The sequence below is a fragment of the Nocardia coffeae genome (assembly GCF_019890715.1).
GTDB classification, from domain to species: Bacteria; Actinomycetota; Actinomycetes; order Mycobacteriales; family Mycobacteriaceae; genus Nocardia; species Nocardia jiangxiensis.
Window position 1 is genome coordinate 543,206 of sequence record NZ_JAINZY010000003.1, and the last position, 20,268, is coordinate 563,473.

General features: G+C 67.5%; 17 protein-coding genes. 9 read left to right on the forward strand and 8 right to left on the reverse strand.

Annotation, left to right across the window (positions count from 1 at the left end; genetic code table 11):
* Window positions 1-49: 49 nt before the first annotated feature.
* The 3 genes from tsaB (at window position 50) to tsaD (ending at window position 2,529) form a co-directional block, all read left to right on the forward strand.
* Window positions 50-799: a tRNA (adenosine(37)-N6)-threonylcarbamoyltransferase complex dimerization subunit type 1 TsaB gene (gene tsaB, locus K7711_RS15935; protein WP_040819207.1), complete on the forward strand. Its 750-nt coding sequence runs from the start codon at window positions 50-52 to the stop codon at window positions 797-799.
* Window positions 800-890: 91 nt separating this feature from the next.
* Complete coding sequence (rimI, locus tag K7711_RS15940) at window positions 891-1,403, forward strand: ribosomal protein S18-alanine N-acetyltransferase (RefSeq protein WP_222970130.1); 513 nt, start codon at window positions 891-893, stop codon at window positions 1,401-1,403.
* Window positions 1,404-1,494: 91 nt separating this feature from the next.
* Window positions 1,495-2,529 (forward strand): tRNA (adenosine(37)-N6)-threonylcarbamoyltransferase complex transferase subunit TsaD, encoded by a 1,035-nt coding sequence (tsaD, locus tag K7711_RS15945; RefSeq protein ID WP_222970132.1) that lies wholly within the window; start codon window positions 1,495-1,497, stop codon window positions 2,527-2,529.
* A gap of 152 nt (window positions 2,530-2,681) precedes the next feature.
* Here the strand turns inward: tsaD and K7711_RS15950 are convergent, their stop codons facing one another.
* From K7711_RS15950 to K7711_RS15965, 4 genes are all read right to left on the reverse strand, one after another.
* On the reverse strand, window positions 2,682-4,301 hold the full coding sequence (locus tag K7711_RS15950; protein ID WP_308014752.1) for a phospholipase C: 1,620 nt from the start codon (window positions 4,299-4,301) through the stop codon (window positions 2,682-2,684).
* A 118-nt stretch (window positions 4,302-4,419) separates the two neighbouring features.
* Entirely contained in the window at window positions 4,420-5,592 is a 1,173-nt protein-coding gene (locus K7711_RS15955; RefSeq protein ID WP_222970377.1) for a Dyp-type peroxidase, read from the reverse strand.
* 44 nt (window positions 5,593-5,636) lie between these two features.
* Entirely contained in the window at window positions 5,637-6,824 is a 1,188-nt protein-coding gene (locus K7711_RS15960) for an EfeM/EfeO family lipoprotein (protein WP_222970133.1), read from the reverse strand.
* Between the two features lie 238 nt (window positions 6,825-7,062).
* Window positions 7,063-8,574, reverse strand: coding sequence for an Hsp70 family protein (locus tag K7711_RS15965; protein ID WP_222970136.1), 1,512 nt, complete (start codon window positions 8,572-8,574; stop codon window positions 7,063-7,065).
* Window positions 8,575-9,287: 713 nt separating this feature from the next.
* Between K7711_RS15965 and groES the strand changes: the two genes are divergently transcribed.
* Together groES and groL are read left to right on the forward strand one after the other, a co-directional pair.
* Complete coding sequence (gene groES, locus K7711_RS15970) at window positions 9,288-9,587, forward strand: co-chaperone GroES (protein WP_040819216.1); 300 nt, start codon at window positions 9,288-9,290, stop codon at window positions 9,585-9,587.
* A 158-nt stretch (window positions 9,588-9,745) separates the two neighbouring features.
* On the forward strand, window positions 9,746-11,353 hold the full coding sequence (groL, locus tag K7711_RS15975) for a chaperonin GroEL (protein ID WP_222970138.1): 1,608 nt from the start codon (window positions 9,746-9,748) through the stop codon (window positions 11,351-11,353).
* Between the two features lie 1,017 nt (window positions 11,354-12,370).
* Here the strand turns inward: groL and K7711_RS15980 are convergent.
* The 3 genes from K7711_RS15980 to K7711_RS15990 form a co-directional block, all read right to left on the reverse strand.
* Entirely contained in the window at window positions 12,371-12,670 is a 300-nt protein-coding gene (locus K7711_RS15980; RefSeq protein WP_051192733.1) for a hypothetical protein, read from the reverse strand.
* A gap of 1 nt (window position 12,671) precedes the next feature.
* The gene (locus K7711_RS15985; protein ID WP_040819222.1) at window positions 12,672-13,247 is read right to left on the reverse strand and encodes a sigma-70 family RNA polymerase sigma factor; all 576 of its coding nucleotides are present in this window, start codon (window positions 13,245-13,247) and stop codon (window positions 12,672-12,674) included.
* Between the two features lie 545 nt (window positions 13,248-13,792).
* The gene (locus K7711_RS15990) at window positions 13,793-14,086 is read right to left on the reverse strand and encodes a WhiB family transcriptional regulator (protein WP_040819224.1); all 294 of its coding nucleotides are present in this window, start codon (window positions 14,084-14,086) and stop codon (window positions 13,793-13,795) included.
* A gap of 663 nt (window positions 14,087-14,749) precedes the next feature.
* Here K7711_RS15990 and K7711_RS15995 point away from each other — a divergent pair.
* From K7711_RS15995 to K7711_RS16005, 3 genes are all read left to right on the forward strand, one after another.
* A complete protein-coding gene (locus tag K7711_RS15995) occupies window positions 14,750-15,658 on the forward strand; it encodes a hypothetical protein (RefSeq protein WP_222970140.1) in 909 nt (302 codons plus the stop codon).
* Between the two features lie 121 nt (window positions 15,659-15,779).
* On the forward strand, window positions 15,780-16,358 hold the full coding sequence (locus K7711_RS16000) for a sigma-70 family RNA polymerase sigma factor (RefSeq protein WP_040819228.1): 579 nt from the start codon (window positions 15,780-15,782) through the stop codon (window positions 16,356-16,358).
* A complete protein-coding gene (locus K7711_RS16005) occupies window positions 16,351-17,559 on the forward strand; it encodes an anti-sigma-D factor RsdA (RefSeq protein ID WP_222970142.1) in 1,209 nt (402 codons plus the stop codon). Before K7711_RS16000 ends, K7711_RS16005 begins: the two co-directional genes overlap by 8 nt.
* 121 nt (window positions 17,560-17,680) lie before the next feature.
* On the opposite strand, the gene K7711_RS16010 is transcribed toward K7711_RS16005, so the two are convergent.
* Window positions 17,681-18,094, reverse strand: a complete 414-nt coding sequence (locus tag K7711_RS16010; protein WP_019932909.1) for a DUF5319 domain-containing protein — start codon at window positions 18,092-18,094, stop codon at window positions 17,681-17,683.
* A 393-nt stretch (window positions 18,095-18,487) separates the two neighbouring features.
* Here K7711_RS16010 and guaB point away from each other — a divergent pair, with 393 nt between their 5' ends.
* A complete protein-coding gene (guaB, locus tag K7711_RS16015; RefSeq protein ID WP_235747217.1) occupies window positions 18,488-20,029 on the forward strand; it encodes an IMP dehydrogenase in 1,542 nt (513 codons plus the stop codon).
* The last annotated feature ends 239 nt before the right edge of the window (window positions 20,030-20,268 follow it).

The window sequence follows — 20,268 nt, forward strand, 5'->3', positions numbered from 1 at the left end:
GGGCAGGTTGCCGTCGGGGAGGTGACCAACCGGTATCGTTGAGGCAATCATGCTTGTACTCGCCCTCGACACCGCGACGCCTGCCGTCACCGCGGGACTGGTGGCACTGGAGCAGACCGCGCCCCAGCACCACGAGGTCCATACGCTCGCGTCCCGGGTGACCGTGGACGCTCGCGCTCACAACGAGGTGCTCACTCCGCAGATCCTCGAATGCTTCGACACCGCAGGGCGTTCCCGCGCCGAACTCGACGCGGTCGTCGTCGGTGTCGGGCCGGGCCCGTTCACCGGCCTGCGCGTCGGGATGGCGACCGCCGCAGCGTTCGGCGACGCGTTGGGTCTGCCGGTGTACGGGGTGTGCAGTCTGGACGCGATCGCCGCGGCCGCGTGGCGCGACATCTCCGCGGTCGACGCCGAACTGCTGGTCGTCACCGATGCCCGTCGTCGCGAGGTGTACTGGGCTCGCTATCGCGCGGTGTCCAAGGCGGCCCTGGCCGGATCCTTCGTGGTCGGCAACGGCAACGGCGGTCCGCAATCCCGTGCGGTGGTGCGCGTCGCGGGGCCGCAGGTGTGCAAGCCGGGTGATCTGGAGTCCGGCGATTCCACCGTGATCGCCGGATCCGCTTCGCACGTGGACTTTTTCGATCTTCCGGTGCTGCCGGTGGAGACCCCGTCCCCGGCCGGACTGGTCAGCTGCGCCGCCGCCGAACTGCTGGCGCGGGCGACCCCGCAGCCGCTGGTCCCGTTGTATCTGCGCCGCCCGGATGCGGTCGAACGCAGTTATCAGGCGGTCCGGGCATGAGTGGTCAGGGCCGGAGGCGGCAGCGGAGCGTCACCACGCAGGCCCCCGCTCATGCCCGAGATGATGCAGCCATGAGTGGTCAGGACACAGCATGAGTGACCGGATCGCACCGGCGATCCGGATCGAGCCGATGGATCGGTCCGCGATCGATCGTTGTGTGGAACTCGAGAAGGTGCTGTTCCCCGAGGACGATCCCTGGCCGGATGTGGCCTTCGAATCCGAGCTGGCCGGTGCGCACAACCGCTACCTGGTCGCGCGGGACGAATTCGGCCACATCGTCGGCTACGCCGGGATCGCGCTGCTGGGTCCGCTGGATCACCCCGAGGCCGAGGTGCACACGATCGGCGTCGACCCGGACAGTCATCGTGGCGGGATCGGCACGACGCTGCTGCGCGCGCTGCTGGCCGAGGCGGGTAAGCGCGGCGGGCCGGTGTTCCTCGAGGTCCGCACCGACAACGTTCCGGCGATCGCGCTGTACGAGAAGCACGGCTTCCACATCATCGGTCTGCGCAAGAACTACTACCAGCCCAGCGGGGCCGACGCGTTCACCATGCGCCGTCCCGCGACCGACGGTATCGCCGATCCGAACGGGGTGCTCACATGAATCGCGGCGCACCGCCGAGCTCGTGGATTCGCGCGGGTTGTGAAATAGGCTGTCGCACAACCGATGTGCGGACCGACAGGGGTGTGCGGGCATGATCGTGATGGGCGTGGAGAGCTCCTGTGACGAGACCGGGGTCGGCATCGTGCGCTGGCACGAGGACGGCGCCTGCGAACTGCTGGCCGACGAGGTCGCCTCGAGTGTGGAACAGCACGCCCGCTTCGGCGGCGTCGTGCCCGAGATCGCCTCGCGCGCACATCTGGAGGCGATCGTGCCCGCCATGCGGCGCGCACTCGCCGCGGCCGATGTCGCCCGGCCCGATGCGATCGCGGTGACCATCGGTCCCGGGCTCGCCGGTGCGCTGCTGGTCGGCGTCGCGGCCGCGAAAGCCTATGCGGCGGCATGGGATATCCCGCTGTACGCGCTGAACCATCTCGGCGGCCACGTCGCGGTGGACACCCTCGAACACGGTCCGATGCCGCCGTGCGTGGCGCTGCTGGTGTCGGGCGGGCACACCCATCTGCTACACGTCACCGATCTGGCCGAGCAGATCACCGAACTCGGCAGCACCGTCGACGACGCCGCGGGCGAGGCCTTCGACAAGGTGGCCCGGCTGCTGGATCTGGGTTTCCCGGGCGGCCCGGCACTGGATGCGGCTGCGGCACACGGTGATCCGCAGTCCATCGCCTTCCCGCGCGGGATGACCGGCCCCCGCGACGCGCGCTACGACTTCTCCTTCTCCGGCGTGAAGACCGCCGTGGCCCGATATGTCGAGGCCGCCCAGCGCGACGGTCGCGAGCTGCCGATTCCGGACATCGCGGCCTCGTTCCAGGAGTCCGTCGCGGATGTGCTGACGCTCAAGGCGATTCGCGCGGCACAGGACGTCGGCGTGGACACCCTCGTCCTCGGCGGCGGCGCGACGGCGAACTCCCGCATCCGCTCGATGGCTCAGGAACGTTGCGCCGCAGCCGGTATCACCCTCCGCGTGCCCAAGCCGCGCCTGTGCACCGACAACGGCGTCATGATCGCGACGCTGGGCGCCCACGTCATCGCGGGCGGCGCGAAACCTTCCCCCCTCACCGTTGCCACCGACCCCGGTCTCGCGGTCTCGACCACCCAACTGCCCTAGTCCGCCGGCCATACGACAGGGGATCGGCCGGTGCTGATTCATCGCGCCGGCGATCCTGTTCGATGTTGCCGGTTGGATCGGTCTCCGGCGGCTCGTCGAGTGGGGTGTAGTTCGGGCACTGACGGGTTGTCGTTCCCGAACTACCCTCCGCCTCAGTGCTTTTCGGAACCGTCCGCGTTGAGGATCAACTGGGTGGCCTTGGGGGAGGCGAAGTCGAACATGCCGGACAGGTCGCCTGCTGTCGCCTCGGAGGAGCCGTTGCCCAGGGTGGGCAGCGACCAGTTGGACTCGATGAACTTCACGATCGAGGTCTCGTCGGTGAGGGTGTGATCGACGTGGTTCGTCTTCGCGTAGGGAGAGATCGCCAGCAGCGGCAGGCGCGGGCCGGTGCCGCAGCGGCCCTGGTGACCACCGAGGGCGGGCTTGCTCGCGCACGGGCCGTAGACGTCCGAGGCGCTGGTGGAACCGTTGATCACCGGTCCGGCGACGTGGTCGTACCAGCCGTCGGAGTCGTCGTAGGCGATGAAGATCGCGGTGGACTTCCAGTCCGGCGACTGCTGGATGGCGTTGATCCGATCCACCAGGAAGTGCTGCTCGTCGATCGGGTCGGAGTAGCCGGCGTGGCCGTCCTGATATTCGGACGCCTTGACGTAGCTCACCGCGGGCAGCTTGCCCGCCTTGGCGGCCTGATCGAACCACTCCAGCCCGTACTGGTGATTGGCCGGACCGGCGTGGCCGACCTCGTCCAGCGAGGCGGGCACGGTGTGACTCGGATTCGAGGTCGACTTGAAGTACTGGAACGGCTCGTGGTGTGGGCTGTAGTCCAGCACCTGCTGACCGCCGAGGTTGGCGTGCTTCGAACCGCACACCGCCTTGCCGTCGGCGTTCTTACCGGTCGGGGTGAATCCGCCCTGGAACCAGCCCCAGCTGATGCTCTTGTCGTTCAGCTCGTCACCGATGTTCTTGGCGTTCATCGCCATCAGATTGTCGGTGGTGGTGTGGCTCTTGTTCGAGCAGTCGTCGTAGGCGGGGTCGGCGTCGTCGATGTCGGAGCCGATGCCCTCCGCGTCGGGCGCGGCGACCAGATTCGGATCCTGCACCGGCTTACCGGTTTTCGCGTCGACGGCCTGTGCGCCGTAGGTCTGCGCGGCGGTCACCTCGAGCGCGCCCGGCGTGGACGGGCCGAAGGTGGTGCCGAAGGAGTTGTCGCTCAGCGCGTAGTGCTGGGCGTAGTTCCACATGGCGGTGACGGTGTTGCCGTCGTAGTAGTCCATGACGATCCCGTTGGGACCGTAGGCGGCCGGGCATTCGTCCTTCTGCGTCTTCTGGACGAACTGATCCATCTTGCCGTTGTTGAAGGCCTCCTGCTCGGCCTTGTACGAATGGTCCTGATCGCAGGTCATGGCCTGATCCGGACCCAAGCGCTGCGGCTGGAACAGATTCGGGTTGTGCGTCAGCAGATCCGGGGTCAGCCCGTTCACCGCCGGGGTGCCGGGCGCGGCGGTGAACGGCACGCCGTCGGTGTTGGCGGCGTTCGGGTACGTGCCGAAGTAGTGGTCGAACGAGATGTTCTCGTCGTAGAGGACCACGATGTGCTTGATCGGCGTCGTGGTCGTCGCCGACTGATCGGTGGCCGCGGGGCTCGTCGAGGACGAGCAGGCGGCCGCGAGCAGCCCCACCGTCGCGATGGCGGCGGCGATCGTCGTGCGTCGCTTGTACTTTCCGCTGCCACCCTGCGCCGGTGCGCGCCGCGTCTGGGAGCCTGTACTCACGTGTCCTCCTGGGTCGATCCCGCCTCGCCGCTCATGCGAAGTCAAACGATAGTCACGAGTGGAGATTTCCCAGGGGTGAACACCGGGCGACGTCCGCTTGTCGGATGGAAGATCCGACTCACGTCAGCAGGGCACGCGCGTAGAAGTCCGCGTCGTCGTGCACGCCCGGCAGGATGAAGAAGTATCCGCCGCCGAACGGTGAGATGTAGTCGACCAGCGGTTCGTCCAGCAGTCGCTGCTGCACGGCCTCGAACTGCGCGTGCGGATCACGCTGATAGCACAGGAAGATCAGGCCCTGGTCGAGATTTCCGGCGTCGTCGTTGCCGCGGTCGTAATTGAAACTGCGCCGCAGGATCTGACTGCCCGCGGTGTCGGGCGTGCGCGGATTGGCCAGGCGGATATGCGCGTTCAGCGGGATGACCAGTCCGGTGGGGTCGTCGCCGTAGTCGGGGAGGTCGCTCTCGTGATTGCCGTTCAGCGGCGCGCCGGTATCGCGCACCCGGCCGAACATGTTCTCCTGCTCGGTGATCGCGACCCGGTCCCAGAACTCCACCAGCATCCGGATCAACCGGACCACCTGATAGGTGCCCCCGGCGGCCCAGGCGGGTTCGTCGGTCCCGGTCCACACCAGATGCTGGAAGTCGGTACCGGCCGGATTGGCGATACCGTCCTTGAAGCCGAACAGATTTCGCGGCGTCCCGCTCGGCCGGGGCGGGCTGACGAAACCGTTCATCCGCCAGCGCGGCTGCAGCGCACCGCGCGTCGCGCGGGTGATGTCGCGCAGTGCGTGCACACAGACGTCGGCGTCGGTCGCGGTCAGCTGCAGGCTCAGATCGCCGTGGCACCAGGCGGGTCGAAGATTGTCGTTGGGGAACATCGGCATCGCCGTCAGCCGTGCGGGCCGCTTGCCGGACAGGCCGTATCGGTCGTCGAACAGACTCGCGCCCACGCCCACCGTGATCACCGGCCCGCCCGGCGGCGCCTCCGGACCCAGGACGCCGTTGTCGGCGGGCGGTGCGGTGATGCCGACCGCGGACGGCGGGCCACCGGCGCTGAGGATGCGGGCTCGTTCGGTGAGGGTGCGGAACAACTCGGTCAGCTCGGCCGGATTCTCGGCGATCACATCGAACGACGCCGTGATGCCCTGCGCACCGTCCGGCGGCGGATCAGCGATTCCGGCCTGGTGGATCCCGTGGAACGGCGGTGCGGCCTGTGCGGCGGTCACCGCATGCAGTGCGGCGGGGGCGACCGTCGAGGCCGCGGTCACCGCGCCGCCGACGCCCGCGGCCATCGCACCGCGCAGGAAGGAACGCCGACTCGGCGACGGATTCGCGGTCACTGGAACGTCTTTCGCGGTTTGCAGATGGTCGCGATCGGGGCGAGGTACTCCAGCAGCTGGCTCAGCGTGCCGTTCAACCGCTGCCGATCCGACGGGCTCAGTGCGGACACCGCGGTCCACGTGCCGCCGGCGGGATCGCCGGGCGTGGCATCGGTGTGGTGTGCCTGCAGCATGGCATCGAAGCGGTTCAACCAGGTCGTGACCTGCGGGAGCTGCTGATAGCGGGTGCGCAGCACCGGATCCAGCACGGTGAGCAGTTCCCGGGTCCCGGTGACGTTCGCCGCCGCGGTGGCCAGGGAAGTGCCGCTGCCGTAGTCGGCATCGCCGGTCATCTCGAATTGCAGTGTGTTCTCCAGGATTTCGTGCGTGCGCAGGCCCAGGTCCAGCAGCGGCACCTGGATGTTGGGGAAGTCCGCGACCAGTCCGCGCACATCCCGGGCCAGCTGATCGGCGGATCCGGACAGCGTCGCGGCCGATTCGCCGTGCCACAGACCGTATTCCACCCGATGAAATCCGGTGAACTGCGGATCGGCCGCGCCCCCGGGCAGTCCGTCGGTCCGGCCGTCGAGCTTTCCGTCGTAATCGCCGAACGCGTCGTAGGCCGCGCCGAGACGTTCGTAGTCCAGATGAGCGGTCAGCCAGGCCGTGCGCGCCGCGGCGAGATCACCGCGATCGACCGTGTCGCGCAGGGTGTCGGTGTCGGTGGCCAGCCGGTTCAGCCCGGCCGCAACGTAATCCACGTACTGCTTGTCCGGTCCGTACAGATCCTCGGGGGTGACCGGCGCCGCCGCCGAGGCCGCGGGCGGTCCGGCGATCGTGACGGTGGGCCCGGTGATCATCGCGTTGCTCGAACCCTCCATGGCGCACCGGAAGGCGAACGTGCCACCGCCGACGTCGACGCGCGTGCTGCGGGTGGTGTTCGGCCCAATATTGGGCACCTCGGCGGAGATCGCACCGGTGTGCACGTCGATGAGGTCGACGGTGGTCGGATTGGATCCGGTATTGCGGAAATAGAGCGTCTGCTGACCGGTGTGCGGATCGGTCCAGCCCTGGCCGCAGGCGTCTTCGGAGACGTCGATGATCTGCCGGGCGGGCTTCGCGGGAGCGGGGTGCCCGCATGCACTCGCCGCCGCCGCGGTGCTCATCGCGGCGACGGCCACGACAATCCGGCGTACTGGTCCCATGCGCATGACCGCGACAGCTTACGGCAGCCACAGGCACCGAAGCAGGGGCACACGATCTGTACAGCGAGTATTCATTCCGATGTCGCAGTGGGCCGATGCGACGACGATCGGCCGGGGCGGCGAGGTGGATTCGGCTCACCCGGCTGCGCCGGTACCGGCATCAGGCAGATGCGGATCATGATCCGGCGCAGGTGTTTTCGGTCGGAGCCGGGACGAAGATCGGCGCGGCGTGCTGTCGTCAGTCGGCGGGGTGGAGGGTGGCGCGCGCGGCCGAACCGGTGTTGGCTCGCGGCAGTTGCGGACCGTGACTCGGCGTCGTCGTCAGTGCCGGCGCGGGTGTGGTGGTCGGAGCCGGGACGCTGTTCGGCACGGTGGGTTGCGGGGTGGTGGTGCCCAGCAACGGGCCGAGCAGGTGCGGCAGATCCGGCAGCGGGATGGGCGGCAGGCCCGGGTCCGGGCGCAGCGGCACGCCGGTGGTCGCCGGCGTCGCGCTCGGTGCGGTGGTGGTGGGTTGCTGGCTGGTGTCCGTGGCGGACGGGGTCGGGGTGGTGGTGGCCACGGTGTGCCGACCCGGCGCGAACTGCTCGGTGGTGGTGCTCGAGGAGCTCTCGGGAAGGCTGGGCGGGGGCGTCGCGGTGGTGGTGGGGATATCCGCGGTGCGGCTGGTACCGGCGGGGGTGACGTCGTGATCTGCGGTCGGGACCAGTTCCTTGACCCCGTAGCCGACGACCAGGCCGAGCACCACGACCGCACCGGCCAGGGTGCCGATGAGTTTGGTGAAGGTGCCTGGTTTGGCGTCCGAGCCCAGGCTGATCACCGGGAAGGCCGAGGGCTGCGCCGAATCGGCAACCAGCGCAGCGCCTTTCGCGGTCGCTGCCTCCGGCTCGGGCACGGTCAGGACCACGACGTCGAGCAGATCGGCCAGGCCGTTGACCACGGCGGCCATATTGGCGCAGCCGCCGATCACGGTGACCGCCCGCGGATATTTCGGCGCGCGCGCGAACACCGCGGCGGCGAAGACCGCGGCCTCGTGGAGCAGATCGGCGATCAGCTCCTCGAAATCGGCGCGGGTGAGTTTGAGCGGCTGACCGGCGACATGATCGATGGTCACCGCCGGGGCGATGGACAGATGCTCCTTGGCGGCTCGGGCGCGGTTGACGAGCATGGCGCGGTTGGGCCGGGTGCCGCGACGGGCGAAATGGCAGTCGAGCAGATGGTGGTAGATTAGCTCGTCCATGGCGTCACCGCTGACGGCGCTCGTGCGCTCGCTGTGTAGCACCGCGTCGTCGGCGACGTCGGCCACCGAGACGGTCATGCCGGAGGAGCCGAGATCGATCAGGCCGACCGTCTCGTATCTGTCCAACAGGCCGGTATGGCGCAGATAGGTAAGTGCGGCAGTGCTTTCCAGGATCAGTTGCACGTCGCGGCGCTGGCGGCCGATGGCGGAGCGGATCGCCACGGCCTGTTCCCGATCGCGGTACGCGACCGCGATGGCGCCGGGGGTGGGAAACGGTTCGCCGGGCGTGGGCGCCGGTCCGGCGGCGTGCGCACCGCGCGGGTACACGAATTCGCGGGGCATCTGAGTGGTCATCAACTCGATCGAGGAGGCCACCAGATCGCCGAGATCCGAATGCGCGGCGTCTGCGGAGACGATTCGATAGTCGAAGTCCTGAGCGCCGTTGGGTGCGGTGGCGACCAGCGCCGAGCACACCACTTCGTTCCCGGCGGAGATACCGAGGGATGTTCGCACGTTCACCTCCCTTCGAGCGGATGGTCATCGCGTCGCCGACCATCGGATGCGGACAGCACGGGCATCCGCGTGGATGGCGGATGGCCCGAGCTGATCGGGCCGGGCCCGTGGTCCGTCGGGGCGTGGGGTCCGGCGACGATCACTTGCGGTCTGATACTCGTTCCATGGTGTGCGCCAAGGGCTCGCGCGGGGTGAAGCAGTATGTACAACGCTCGGCGGATCGCGTGACGGTGTGCAACCATCCGACATGTACCTCCCGACGGCACGGAGCCTTCTAGCGGTACGGCGTCTGCTGGCACGGCAACATCACGGAGCCGTCGTCCATAGTGTCACATTCCGTTATCCGAACGTTACAGATTTTTCAGATCGATTGCCACCGTGTGGACGATGTGACGCGAGTTACCCGTGAGGTCCAGGGTCAGCGGGGGTTTCCGGCGAAAAATCGTCGGCGTGTCGCGCAACGTGTCGCGACACGGCGGGTTGCGAACGGGTGTCGGAGAATCAGCACTACCCAACCTTGAGCGCTGGCACTCTGCTGTATAGAGTGCTAGGTGGCACTGGTGGAAGTTGCTCAGCTGCCAGCACGACCACTGCACTGGGGTCCCGGCACCCGCGACGACGGGGCTATGGGCAGGGTCGGCACACGACCGAAACCGTGAGTCCGGGGAACAGCCCCGGACGAGTAGAAATCCCCTGAAAGTGGAGGGCTCAACGTGGCGAGCGTGAACATCAAGCCGCTCGAGGACAAGATCCTCGTCCAGGCCGGCGAGGCCGAGACGACGACCGCCTCCGGCCTGGTCATCCCCGACACGGCGAAGGAGAAGCCCCAGGAGGGCACCGTCATCGCCGTGGGCCCCGGGCGGATCACCGATACCGGTGACCGCATCCCGGTGGATGTCAAGGAAGGCGACACCGTCATCTACAGCAAGTACGGCGGCACCGAGATCAAGTACAACGGCGAGGAGTACCTGATCCTGTCGGCGCGCGACGTCCTGGCTGTCGTCAACAAGTGACCCAGCCGTAGACGAACGCTGCCCCGGCGCCCCGAGATGAGGCACCGGGGCAGCATTCGTTACGGCCCCTTCCTCGGCGCTCGCGCAGGGCCCGGCGACAGTCCGCTTACGCGGGGCCACCCGGCGCCGACGATCAGACACTGAAGGAATTCCGAAACATGGCAAAGCAGATCGAGTTCGACGAGAAGGCTCGTCGGGCAATGGAGCGCGGCGTCGACAAGCTCGCCGACGCCGTCAAGGTCACGCTCGGCCCCCGCGGTCGGCACGTGGTCCTGGCCAAGGCGTTCGGCGGCCCGGCCGTCACCAACGACGGCGTCACCATCGCCCGCGACATCGACCTCGAGGACCCCTTCGAGAACCTCGGCGCGCAGCTGGTCAAGAGCGTGGCCACCAAGACCAACGACGTCGCGGGTGACGGCACCACCACCGCCACCGTGCTGGCGCAGGCGCTGATCAAGGGCGGCCTGAAGAACATCGCCGCGGGCGCCAACCCGATCGCCCTGGGCTCGGGTATGAGCAAGGCCGGCGACGTGGTCTCCGAGGCGCTGCTCGCGGCCGCCAAGCCGGTCTCCGGCGAGAAGGCCATCGCACAGGTCGCCACCGTGTCCTCGCGTGACGAGGAGATCGGCGAGATGGTCGGCAAGGCTCTGACCACCGTCGGCAAGGACGGCGTGGTCACCGTGGAGGAGTCCTCCCTGGTGAGCACCGACCTCGAGATCACCGAGGGCGTGCAGTTCGACAAGGGTTACCTGTCGGCCTACTTCGTCACCGACCTGGACAAGCAGGAAGCGGTGCTCGAGGACGCTCTCGTGCTGCTGCACCGGGAGAAGATCAGCTCGCTGCCGGATCTGCTTCCGCTGCTGGAGAAGATCGCCGAATCCGGCAAGCCCGTGCTGATCATCGCCGAGGACGTCGAGGGCGAGGCGCTGTCCACCCTGGTCGTCAACGCGATCCGCAAGACGCTCAAGGTCGTTGCGGTCAAGGCCCCGTTCTTCGGCGACCGCCGCAAGGCGTTCCTGGACGACCTGGCCATCGTCACCGGCGCCACCGTCATCAACCCCGATCTGGGCATCAACCTGCGTGAAGCGGGCCTGGACGTGCTCGGTTCGGCGCGTCGCGTGGTCGTGAACAAGGACGAGACCACCATCGTCGACGGCGCCGGCACCCAGGAGGCCATCGACGGGCGAATCGCCCAGCTGCGCAGCGAGATCGAGGCCACCGACTCCGACTGGGACCGCGAGAAGCTCGAGGAGCGGCTGGCCAAGCTGGCCGGCGGCGTCGCGGTGATCAAGGTCGGTGCGGCCACCGAGACCGCGCTCAAGGAGCGCAAGTACCGGGTCGAGGACGCGGTCAGCGCGGCCAAGGCCGCGGTCGAGGAGGGCATCGTCCCCGGCGGCGGCACCGCGCTGGTGCAGGCGAGCACCAAGCTCGCCGAACTGCGTGAGTCGCTGACCGGTGACGCGGCCGTCGGCGTCGAGGTCGTCCGCAAGGCGCTCGAGGCCCCGCTGTACTGGATCGCCAGCAACGCGGGCGTCGACGGTGCGGTCGTGGTCAGCAAGGTCGTCGACGGCAAGGAGGGCTTCAACGCCGCCACGCTCGTCTACGGCGACCTGGTCGCCGACGGTGTCGTGGACCCGGTGAAGGTGACCCGCTCCGCGGTTCTCAACGCCGTCTCCGTCGCCCGCATGGTGCTCACCACCGAGAGCGCCATCGTCGACAAGCCCGCCGAAGAAGAGGCCGACGACCACCACGGTCACGCGCACTGAATTTTCGGCCTCCGCTCCGCTCCGGCGGGTTCGCGGCCCCTGAGGGCCGCCGTTCGGCCCTCGAGACTCGGGCTTCGCCCATGCGCTTCGAGGGCCGAACGGCGACCCGGCCGCGAACTCCTCGCTCGAAGGCTCGCTCCGTGCGGGGGTGGGAGCGAGCGCATCTCGCGTGTTGGGGGTGATGGCGTCGCGACGGCTTTTGTGGCCTGTGCTCGCTGCCGCGTTCCCAGGGCTTGTGCTTGCTAGCGGGCTCGGGTGCTGATCGACGATGCGGCGTGCACGGTCGGTTGAAGGCTCGCTACGTGTGGGGTGGGAAAGAGCGCATCTCGCGGTCGAGGGTGATGCCTTCGTCTCGTGACGGCCGTTGTGTGGCCTGTAGTGCTCGCTGCCGCGTACCGGACTCGTGCTCGCTTGCGGGCACGAGTGCTGATCGGCGATGCGGTGTGAACGGCCGGTCGAAGTTTCGTTCCGTGTGGGGTTGGGGGAGTGCGCATCTCGCGCAGTCGGGGTGATGGCCCTGGTATTGCCACGGTGTGTCGGCGATCTGTTGGGCGTGTCGCTGAGGATCGTCGCCTGCGTGTCTCGATTGTCGGTCGCCGCCGAGTGACGCGAACTCCTCGCTCGGGGACTCGCTTCGTGTGGGGTTGGGGCAGCGCGTATCTCGCGTGGTTGCGGGTGATGGCCCCGTTTCACTTCTGTGCGTGCGGTCTGCGGGCTCGGCGCTGAATGATCGAGACAGCCATGTGTTTCGAGAGTGTTCGTCTGCGGTCGGCCGCGAAGGGGCGTTCCGGGGGGATCTGTGCGCGGTTGGGGGAGTGCGTCTGTCGCGTTTCCGGTGGGATATCTTGATGGGATATCTCGAATTTCGGCGGGCCGGACCGTTCGGCATTCGCGTGGGGGTAAACAGAATTGCGGGCCGTTCACATTCATTCATGAATGTGAACGGCCCGTCGGCTTATCTGGAATATCGAGATTCTCGGCTGCGGATTCGGTTGTCGTGCAGCGGGATGGAATCGGCTAGGCGGTCGGGCTGCCTGGATGCACCGGATTACGCGGTGTATGGGCCGGTGTGGAACTTTCGGACTCTTCCGCGGCGATCATGTCCAAAACGCGATCACGCAGCGAGGCGGGCGGTGGGGTTGCCGACGCCGAGGCGAACAGGGTGAGAGCTTGTCGGTTCAGCTGCACTTCCGTGTTGAAGTCCGCACGCAGCACCGGGTCGTCGCCGTCGGCTATCTCCCGCACTGCGCGCTGGTCCTCGTCGCCGATCGACCCGAGCGCGACCATGTGCGCGAGATCGATCTGGCTTTCGTTCATCTCACGTCACTCCCAAATTCTTCTTCAGTCTGGTCAAACCGTCCCGAATACGGGACTTAACGGTCGGTAACCCTACGCCGAGCTGCGCAGCCACCTCCGCATACGTATGTCCGCCGAAGTAGGCGAGCGAAATCGCCTCTCGCTGTGTGGCGGTCAGCGTTTCCAGGCCCGCGCGCACGGCCTGCTGCTCCAGGCGCCGCCCGACCTCCTCGGTGACCTCGTCGAACTCGTTGCCGAGAGTGCTTGCGCCGTAGGCGACCTCGCGTAGGGCGTGGGCCTGTTCCGCGCGCACCCGGTCGACCGCTCGTCGATGGGCCAGCGTCATCAGCCAGGTAACCGCGGAACCCTTGGTCGCATCGAAATTGGCTGCGGTACGCCAGATCTGCAGATAGACCTCTTGCGTGGTCTCCTCCGCATAGCCCGGATCGTGTAGAACGCGCAGCACCAGGCCGAATACGCGTGCACAGGTTCGGTCGTACAGTTCGGCGAAGGCTCGCTGATCGGACAGTCCGCACCGTTCGAGCAGTGCTGCCAGTTCGAGTCCTTCGGCTGCGCGCGCCGTCACTGCAGAGTTCACCCTGGGGGAGTTCGCCCGCCCGTCCCGAAACGCTTGGTGGAACGAGTCGTCCTCTGCGGCTGACGGCCGCGTTGTCACAACGCTCCATTCTGTGTCATCGGCCACTACCGTAGCCTGCCGCTATGACCTCCTCTTCGCTGGGGTATCGGCAAAACCGACTGCGGCTCAGCGGTTTTCGGACATCGATCGACACGCGGAGAATTTTTCAGGAGACACGCCGCAGACACGCCGAAGGTATCTGCGAAACGCCGTATTTGTGCACAGTGGATCAACGCCGAACTCGTTGTGACGGATACGGGCTGCTGCATGGTTGCGCAAACCGTTTTCGTTGAATCAGGCGACGTGTGCCGTATATCGGATGGCAACGATGCCGACTGCTGCACCGCAGGTCCTACGGGGGTAGCCGAATATTCCAGGGTGCTCGTTCGTGCTGTTCACTGGCCGTGTGCTCGAATGGCCGGGCATTTGCTAGGCATTCGGCGCACCCGCGCCTGCGGATGGGGAGAAATTTTCTCCGGACCTCGGCGACGAGCCGTCCGGACTGCTCAGACGGCGACGCGGCGGCGGTTGCGGCGCGCGTGCATCTCGCGTTCGGTCTCGGACAGACCGCCCCAGATGCCGTACGGCTCGCTGACCTTCAGGGCGTGGCTACGGCACTGCATGAGCACCGGGCAGTTCCGGCAGATCTCCTTGGCGCGCAGCTCACGCTGGGTGCGGGCCCGGCCGCGTTCGCCGTCGGGATGGAAGAATACCGACGAGTCCACTCCGCGGCAGGAACCGCGCATCTGCCAATCCCAGACGTCGGCGTTCGGCCCGGGGAGGTGAGTGGGCATGGGCATGGTGAACTCCTTGATGGTGCGAGCTCGTCGGCGTTGTCGAGCGGTGCGGTAGCAACGGTCTGTCCGGCCCCGGGGCGTGGCCGGATGAGACCTCGCCGAGATCGGGCTCGGACCGTATCGCCGGGGGTCCGGCGATCGCAGTTCGCGGCACTCACATTTTCGTGAGGCGCCGACGACGGCGATGTCGTACGTTAGGACGGACAAACAAATCGAGTCAATAGTTTCCACATTGGGGATTTCAAATCGAGGGAATCGCAGATTTAACCTCTGCGCTGTTTACTTTTCAGCTCCCTGTCGAGATACTGATCTGTTTGGTGGTTGCAAGCGGTTGGCGCGCAATCATGTGAGCGCTCACAAAACCGCAGGTAAACGGTAGTTTCCTGATGGAAATGCGTAGTTCCCGCGACTCTTGCGCATCCTGGGGGATGTGACCCAGATCATGGTTTGAGCAGGCGGTTATCCACCCCGAGGGGGTATCCGGATGGACATTCCGGGGCGGGCAGGTTAATTACTCGAAAAGCATGCGAACTTTCGATGCGCGTGCTAGCCGATTGCGCGGGGTAGTTTTACGAGATCGAAACACCTGCGAGGCTTTCTGCATGCCGGATGGTTGCCAGGAGTTCCGCGAACGCATCGGAACGGGTGCGTCGATAGGGTACTGCGATGCACGAGTTCAGTTCTGAATCCCGGCCGCGGCACGCGATATTCGCCGCGGCCGCCTTCGGCGCCGACCCGTATGTGGCGACCGCGGAATTGCCCGCCGCCGCCGACGGCGTCGAGTCGTGGCTGCGCGCGGTCGCGCTCGGCGGGCAGGGCCGGTATGCCGCCGCGCGCGCCGAACTTCGCCGCACATACCGGCTGACCGGCGATTCGGCACTGCGTTCGCTGGCCGACAGCACCGAGGCATCACTGCTGCGGCAGCTGGGCTGGCACGCCGAGGCGGCGATATCGGACGGGCGGGCGCTGGCCGGCGCCTGCGATTCGGGAACGTCGTCCGCGCCCGAGGTTCGCGTGGTCGATACCGAAGTGATCTTCGTCACCCGCATCGAAGCGGTGTGCGATGCGCTGACCGGACTTGCCGCCGATGCGCTCGGAACCGCTCGACCGGCGCTCGCCGCTCGGCTGCTGGAACGTTGCCGCCCCTCACTCGAGGCGTGCGAGGGGTGGCGCACCCGGCTGCGCTGGCACTGGGTCTGCGCCGAGACCGCGCTCGCGGCCCCCGGCACGAATCTGATCGAGCGTTCCGCCCGCGATCACGCCGCGGCGGCCGTGGCGATCGCGGAGCGCTGCCCCTCGGCGAGACACGCGGTCAAGTCCCGTCTACTCCTGGCCGCCGCGACGGCCGCCGAGGGTGATCTCCGTCGCTCCGCCGAACTCGCCGCGGCCGTCGCCGAGCAGTGCCGCGAACACGGTCTGCTGCCGCTGCATTGGGCGAGCGCGATGCTGCGCGGCGGAGTCGAAACCGGTTCCGCCGCAACACGCGCGGCTGCCGAAGCCGCAGAGTGCGCCCGTGAACTGGCAGTACGCGGCGGTCGATTGCGTTCGGACACCGGGGTTCTCGGCGACCGATAGATTCACCGTGTTGCCGAGTCCGAGGTTTGGAACGGCTATTGTTGGTTTCGTTCCGCCGACCGGCGGAAGCACTGGTCAAACATGGACCGTGCCACTTGTAACGCCAGGAATATCTCTGACGATGACGCACACGGGCGAGGAGTTGGACACCGCCGTCGCTGCCGCAGCGCAGGGTGATCGTTCGGCTCTGGCCCAGGTATTGGAGATCGTTCGCCCGTTGGTAGTGCGCTACTGCCGGGCGCGAATCGGTTCCGCGGAGCGTGGGCAGCTCTCCGCGGACGACGTCGCACAGGAGGTGTGCCTGGCCGTGATGACCGCCCTGCCGCGTTATCAGGACCAGGGCCGGCCCTTCATGGCTTTCGTCTACGGAATCGCTTCGCACAAGGTCGCCGACGCCCATCGCAACGCCGCCCGTAACAAGTCGGACGCGATGGCCGAAGTACCAGATGTCATATCCACCGACCAGGGGCCTGAGCAGCGAGCTCTCGAGTCCGAGGCCGGACGGCAGATGAACACCCTGCTGGCCACGCTTCCGGAGAAACACCGAGAGATCCTGATCCTGCGCCTGGTGATGGGTTTGTCAGCGGAAGAAACCGCAACCGCCGTGGGCAGTACGGCGGGCGCGGTGCGGGTGGCTCAGCATCGGGCTCTCGCGAAACTCAAGTCACAAGTGGCGAGGGCAGGTGAAATGTATGGCTAGGGATGGCGAGCGCGGTCGGGGCGACTGGAAGGCGCGGCTTGGATCGCAGAACAGCGGTCCCTACGCCGAGGATTCCGGTGACACGGGACCGGTGGATATCGTCGCGGTTCGTCGCGACGATGCGCTGATCGATGCGATCGCCGGCGATGGGACCGTTTCGACGGACAGCGACGAGGAGTATCAACTCGCGACGCTGCTGGCGAGCTGGCGGTCCGACATCGTCGACGAGCCGTTGCCGGCCGGACCGGATCTGGACGACATTGTCGCGGCTGTCAACCAGGAAATCGGTGCTCGGCAGACAAGGGTCAACGCCACCAAACGCGGTCACCTCCGGCTCGTTCGCCCGCTCATGGGCGCCGCGGCCGCGATAGCGCTGATCGCCGGTGGTATGACGGCCTTCTCCTACAATGCCGAGCCCGGCGATCCGCTGTGGAAGGTCAAGGAGGTCGTGTTCAGTCAGCAGGCCCAGACCACCATCGCGCAGAACGCCCAGGGCGATATGGCCAAGGCGCAGGATCTGATCGCCGCGGGTCATCCCGATCAGGCCAAGCCGCTCCTGGCGAGCGCGCAGGCCAGCGCCGGGCAGATCAGCGATTCGGGTCGCAAGCAGACTCTCAACGACCGGTGGAACCAGGTCTGGACGCAGTTGCAGGCGAAAGCTCCGGAGATCGCCGCTTCGCTGATTCCCAGCGGAGTTCCGGTGCCCACGCTGCCGAACTCGTCCGCGTTGCCCACGACGCTCCCGTCGTGGCCCAACAGTGGACATCCGGGCAGCGGGACTCCTTCGACCACGCGTGACCCGCGGATTCTGCAGGGCACGCCGGGTCAGCCGACTTCTCCGCATTCGCCGGTCAGCACGGTGCCCGGTGGCGGAGTGACGCTGCCGACCACCCTGCCGGGAACCCCGCCGACCTCACATTCGAATCCGCCGACCACGGTGGTTCCGCCGACCACCCGGCCCGGCGGGCACGAGCCCGGTTCGACCGTTCAGCCCACGGGCCTGCCGACCAGCATCGTGGTCGTTCCGACGATGGGGACGGGGCCGACGACACATCCGGTCCCGACGGAGAATCCGCTGCCGACCCAGCATTCGCTGCCGTCGGCGCATACGGGTCCGGTCGTACCCTCGACGGTGCACATACCGTCGGGGGACGGTCTTCCGTCAGGGGGCGGTCTGCTGCCCGGCGGGGGCATCAAATAGCCCGCAGCGCAGGCACAATCGAACAACGAGGCGTTCTAGCAACGACCGGACGGCCCCCAGGGCGTCCGGTTTTTCTTTTCGCCCGGCCGACGTCACATGCGTCGGCCGGGCGAAAAGTGGATCAGGCGTCGAACCCGTCGAATCCGTCGCCGTGCAACGCCTCGTTCATCGAGGCGTCGGCGTACCCGCGGCAGTAGTCCCACGTCACGTAGGCCTCCGGGGTCGGATCGTAGGCGGGCTCGTGCGGGCGCACCGTACCGTCGACCAGGAGCTGGAGTAGGTTGGCGCGCAACATATCCCAATCGTGGTAGTGATCTTGCCGACAGTCCTCGCAGCTGACCACGAGCCCGCGGATACCGCGGTGCGCCAGTAGCGCCTCGTAGACAGCGAGGTCGGCGAGATCCTCTTCGACCGCTAGCCGCTCGTGAGGATCCAGCGGCTCCCCAGGCTCGATGGCATCCAGCGCGGCCGACGGGTCGGAGGGATCTCCGGCGAACGGGTCCGGCGGCAGGCCAGGTGGTAGATGGTCACGCACATTCCCACGGTACGCAGAACCACCCCCTCCGCGCCAGCGCTGCGCATATTTTGACGCGCTTGTCGCACCGATTCGAGGGGTTGGGGCGGTGCACCGGGGCCTGCGGTCCGAAAACAACCGGCAACGGATGACTGTGCGGGACAGATCAGTCCGGCCCGGAGCCTGAGCGCGTCCAGCAAACCCCGCATACCCCCGAACGCGCAACTCGGGAGGCATCGGGTCCGGGCACTGGTCCCGTGTCGGCGGAGCCGCCGCGCTCGCACACATTCGCGGCCGATACCATGGAGCCCAGGTGCCGGGAAGAGTCTTCGGTGCCGTATCCGTCAGAATAAATTCGCGAGCTCGGGCGTGTTCCGGGCTCACGGCGTTCGAGGTCCAGGAGGGGTCGATCCGATGAGTAGTCCCGTGATGGGCGAACACGCCGTCCGCCCTCGTACGGGTGGCGACGATCCGAACAAGATCGCCATGCTCGGCCTCACATTCGACGATGTGCTGCTGTTGCCCGCCGCTTCGGATCTGATCCCCAGCTCGGTGCAGACGTCGAGTCGGCTGAGCCGGGAGATCACGCTGCGCACGCCGCTGGTGAGTTCGGCGATGGACACCGTCACCGAGGCCCGGATGGCGATCGCGATGGCGCGTGCGGGCGGTATGGGCGTGCTGCACCGCAATCTCGCGGCCGCCGATCAGGCATCACAGGTGGAGACGGTGAAGCGCTCCGAGGCGGGCATGGTCACCGATCCGGTCACCTGCCGCCCCAGCGACACTCTCGCCGAGGTCGACGCGATGTGTGCGCGCTTCCGCATCTCCGGTCTGCCGGTGGTGGACGAGACCGGTGAGCTGGTGGGCATCATCACCAACCGCGACATGCGTTTCGAGGTCGATCAGAACCGCCGCGTCGCCGATGTGATGACCAAGGCGCCGCTGATCACCGCGCAGGAAGGCGTCACCGCCGAGGCCGCGCTGGGCCTGCTGCGTCGCCACAAGGTGGAGAAGCTGCCGATCGTGGACGGCGAGGGCCGGTTGCGCGGGCTCATCACCGTCAAGGATTTCGTCAAGACCGACCAGTACCCGAACGCGACCAAGGACCGCGACGGGCGTCTGCTGGTCGGCGCGGCCGTGGGCGTCGGCGAGGACTCCTGGTCCCGCGCGATGACGCTGGCCGACGCCGGGGTCGATGTGCTCGTGGTGGATACCGCACACGGCCATCAGGTGCAGGTGCTGGAGATGGTCACCAAGGTCAAGACCGAGGTCGGCGACCGCATCCAGATCGTCGGCGGCAACGTCGCCACGCGCGAGGGCGCCTCGGCGCTGATCGCCGCGGGCGTGGACGCGGTGAAGGTGGGCGTGGGCCCCGGCTCGATCTGCACCACCCGCGTGGTCGCCGGTGTCGGCGCGCCGCAGATCACCGCGATCCTCGAGGCCGTGGCCGTCTGCAAGCCGGCCGGTGTGCCGGTGATCGCCGACGGCGGCATCCAGTTCTCCGGTGACATCGCCAAGGCCATCGCGGCCGGTGCGTCCACCGTGATGCTCGGCTCTCTGCTGGCCGGCACCGCCGAGTCGCCCGGTGAGCTGATCCTGGTGGGCGGCAAGCAGTTCAAGAGCTACCGCGGCATGGGTTCGCTGGGTGCGATGCAGGGTCGTGGGCAGGCCAAGTCCTACTCCAAGGACCGCTACTTCCAGGACGACGTGCTCGCCGAGGACAAACTGGTGCCCGAGGGCATCGAGGGCCGGGTGCCGTTCCGCGGCCCGGTCAACCAGGTGATCCACCAGCTGGTCGGCGGTCTGCGGGCGGCCATGGGCTACACCGGATCGCAGTCGATCACCGATCTGCAGGACAAGCAGTTCGTGCAGATCACCGCGGCCGGGCTCAAGGAGAGCCACCCGCACGACATCACGATGACGGTCGAGGCGCCCAACTACACCGGGCGCGGCTGACACCCCCGGTAACCGGGGGGTGACTGGGCGCGGGCGAGGGTGGTTAGGCTCTTGCTGTGCGTCCGGATTCTCGCGACATCGGGCCTGATGGTTCGTCGCGGGCGACGGGGGCAGTTGCGTGTGCGGCGCGCCCGGCCGTCCGGACCGTGACATGTGCTCCTCACGGAGCACCAGGCGGCTCCGCAGACCGGCGAGCCTCCCGGCTCCGCAAACCCGCGGTGCCCGAGGCGGCGCAGCAC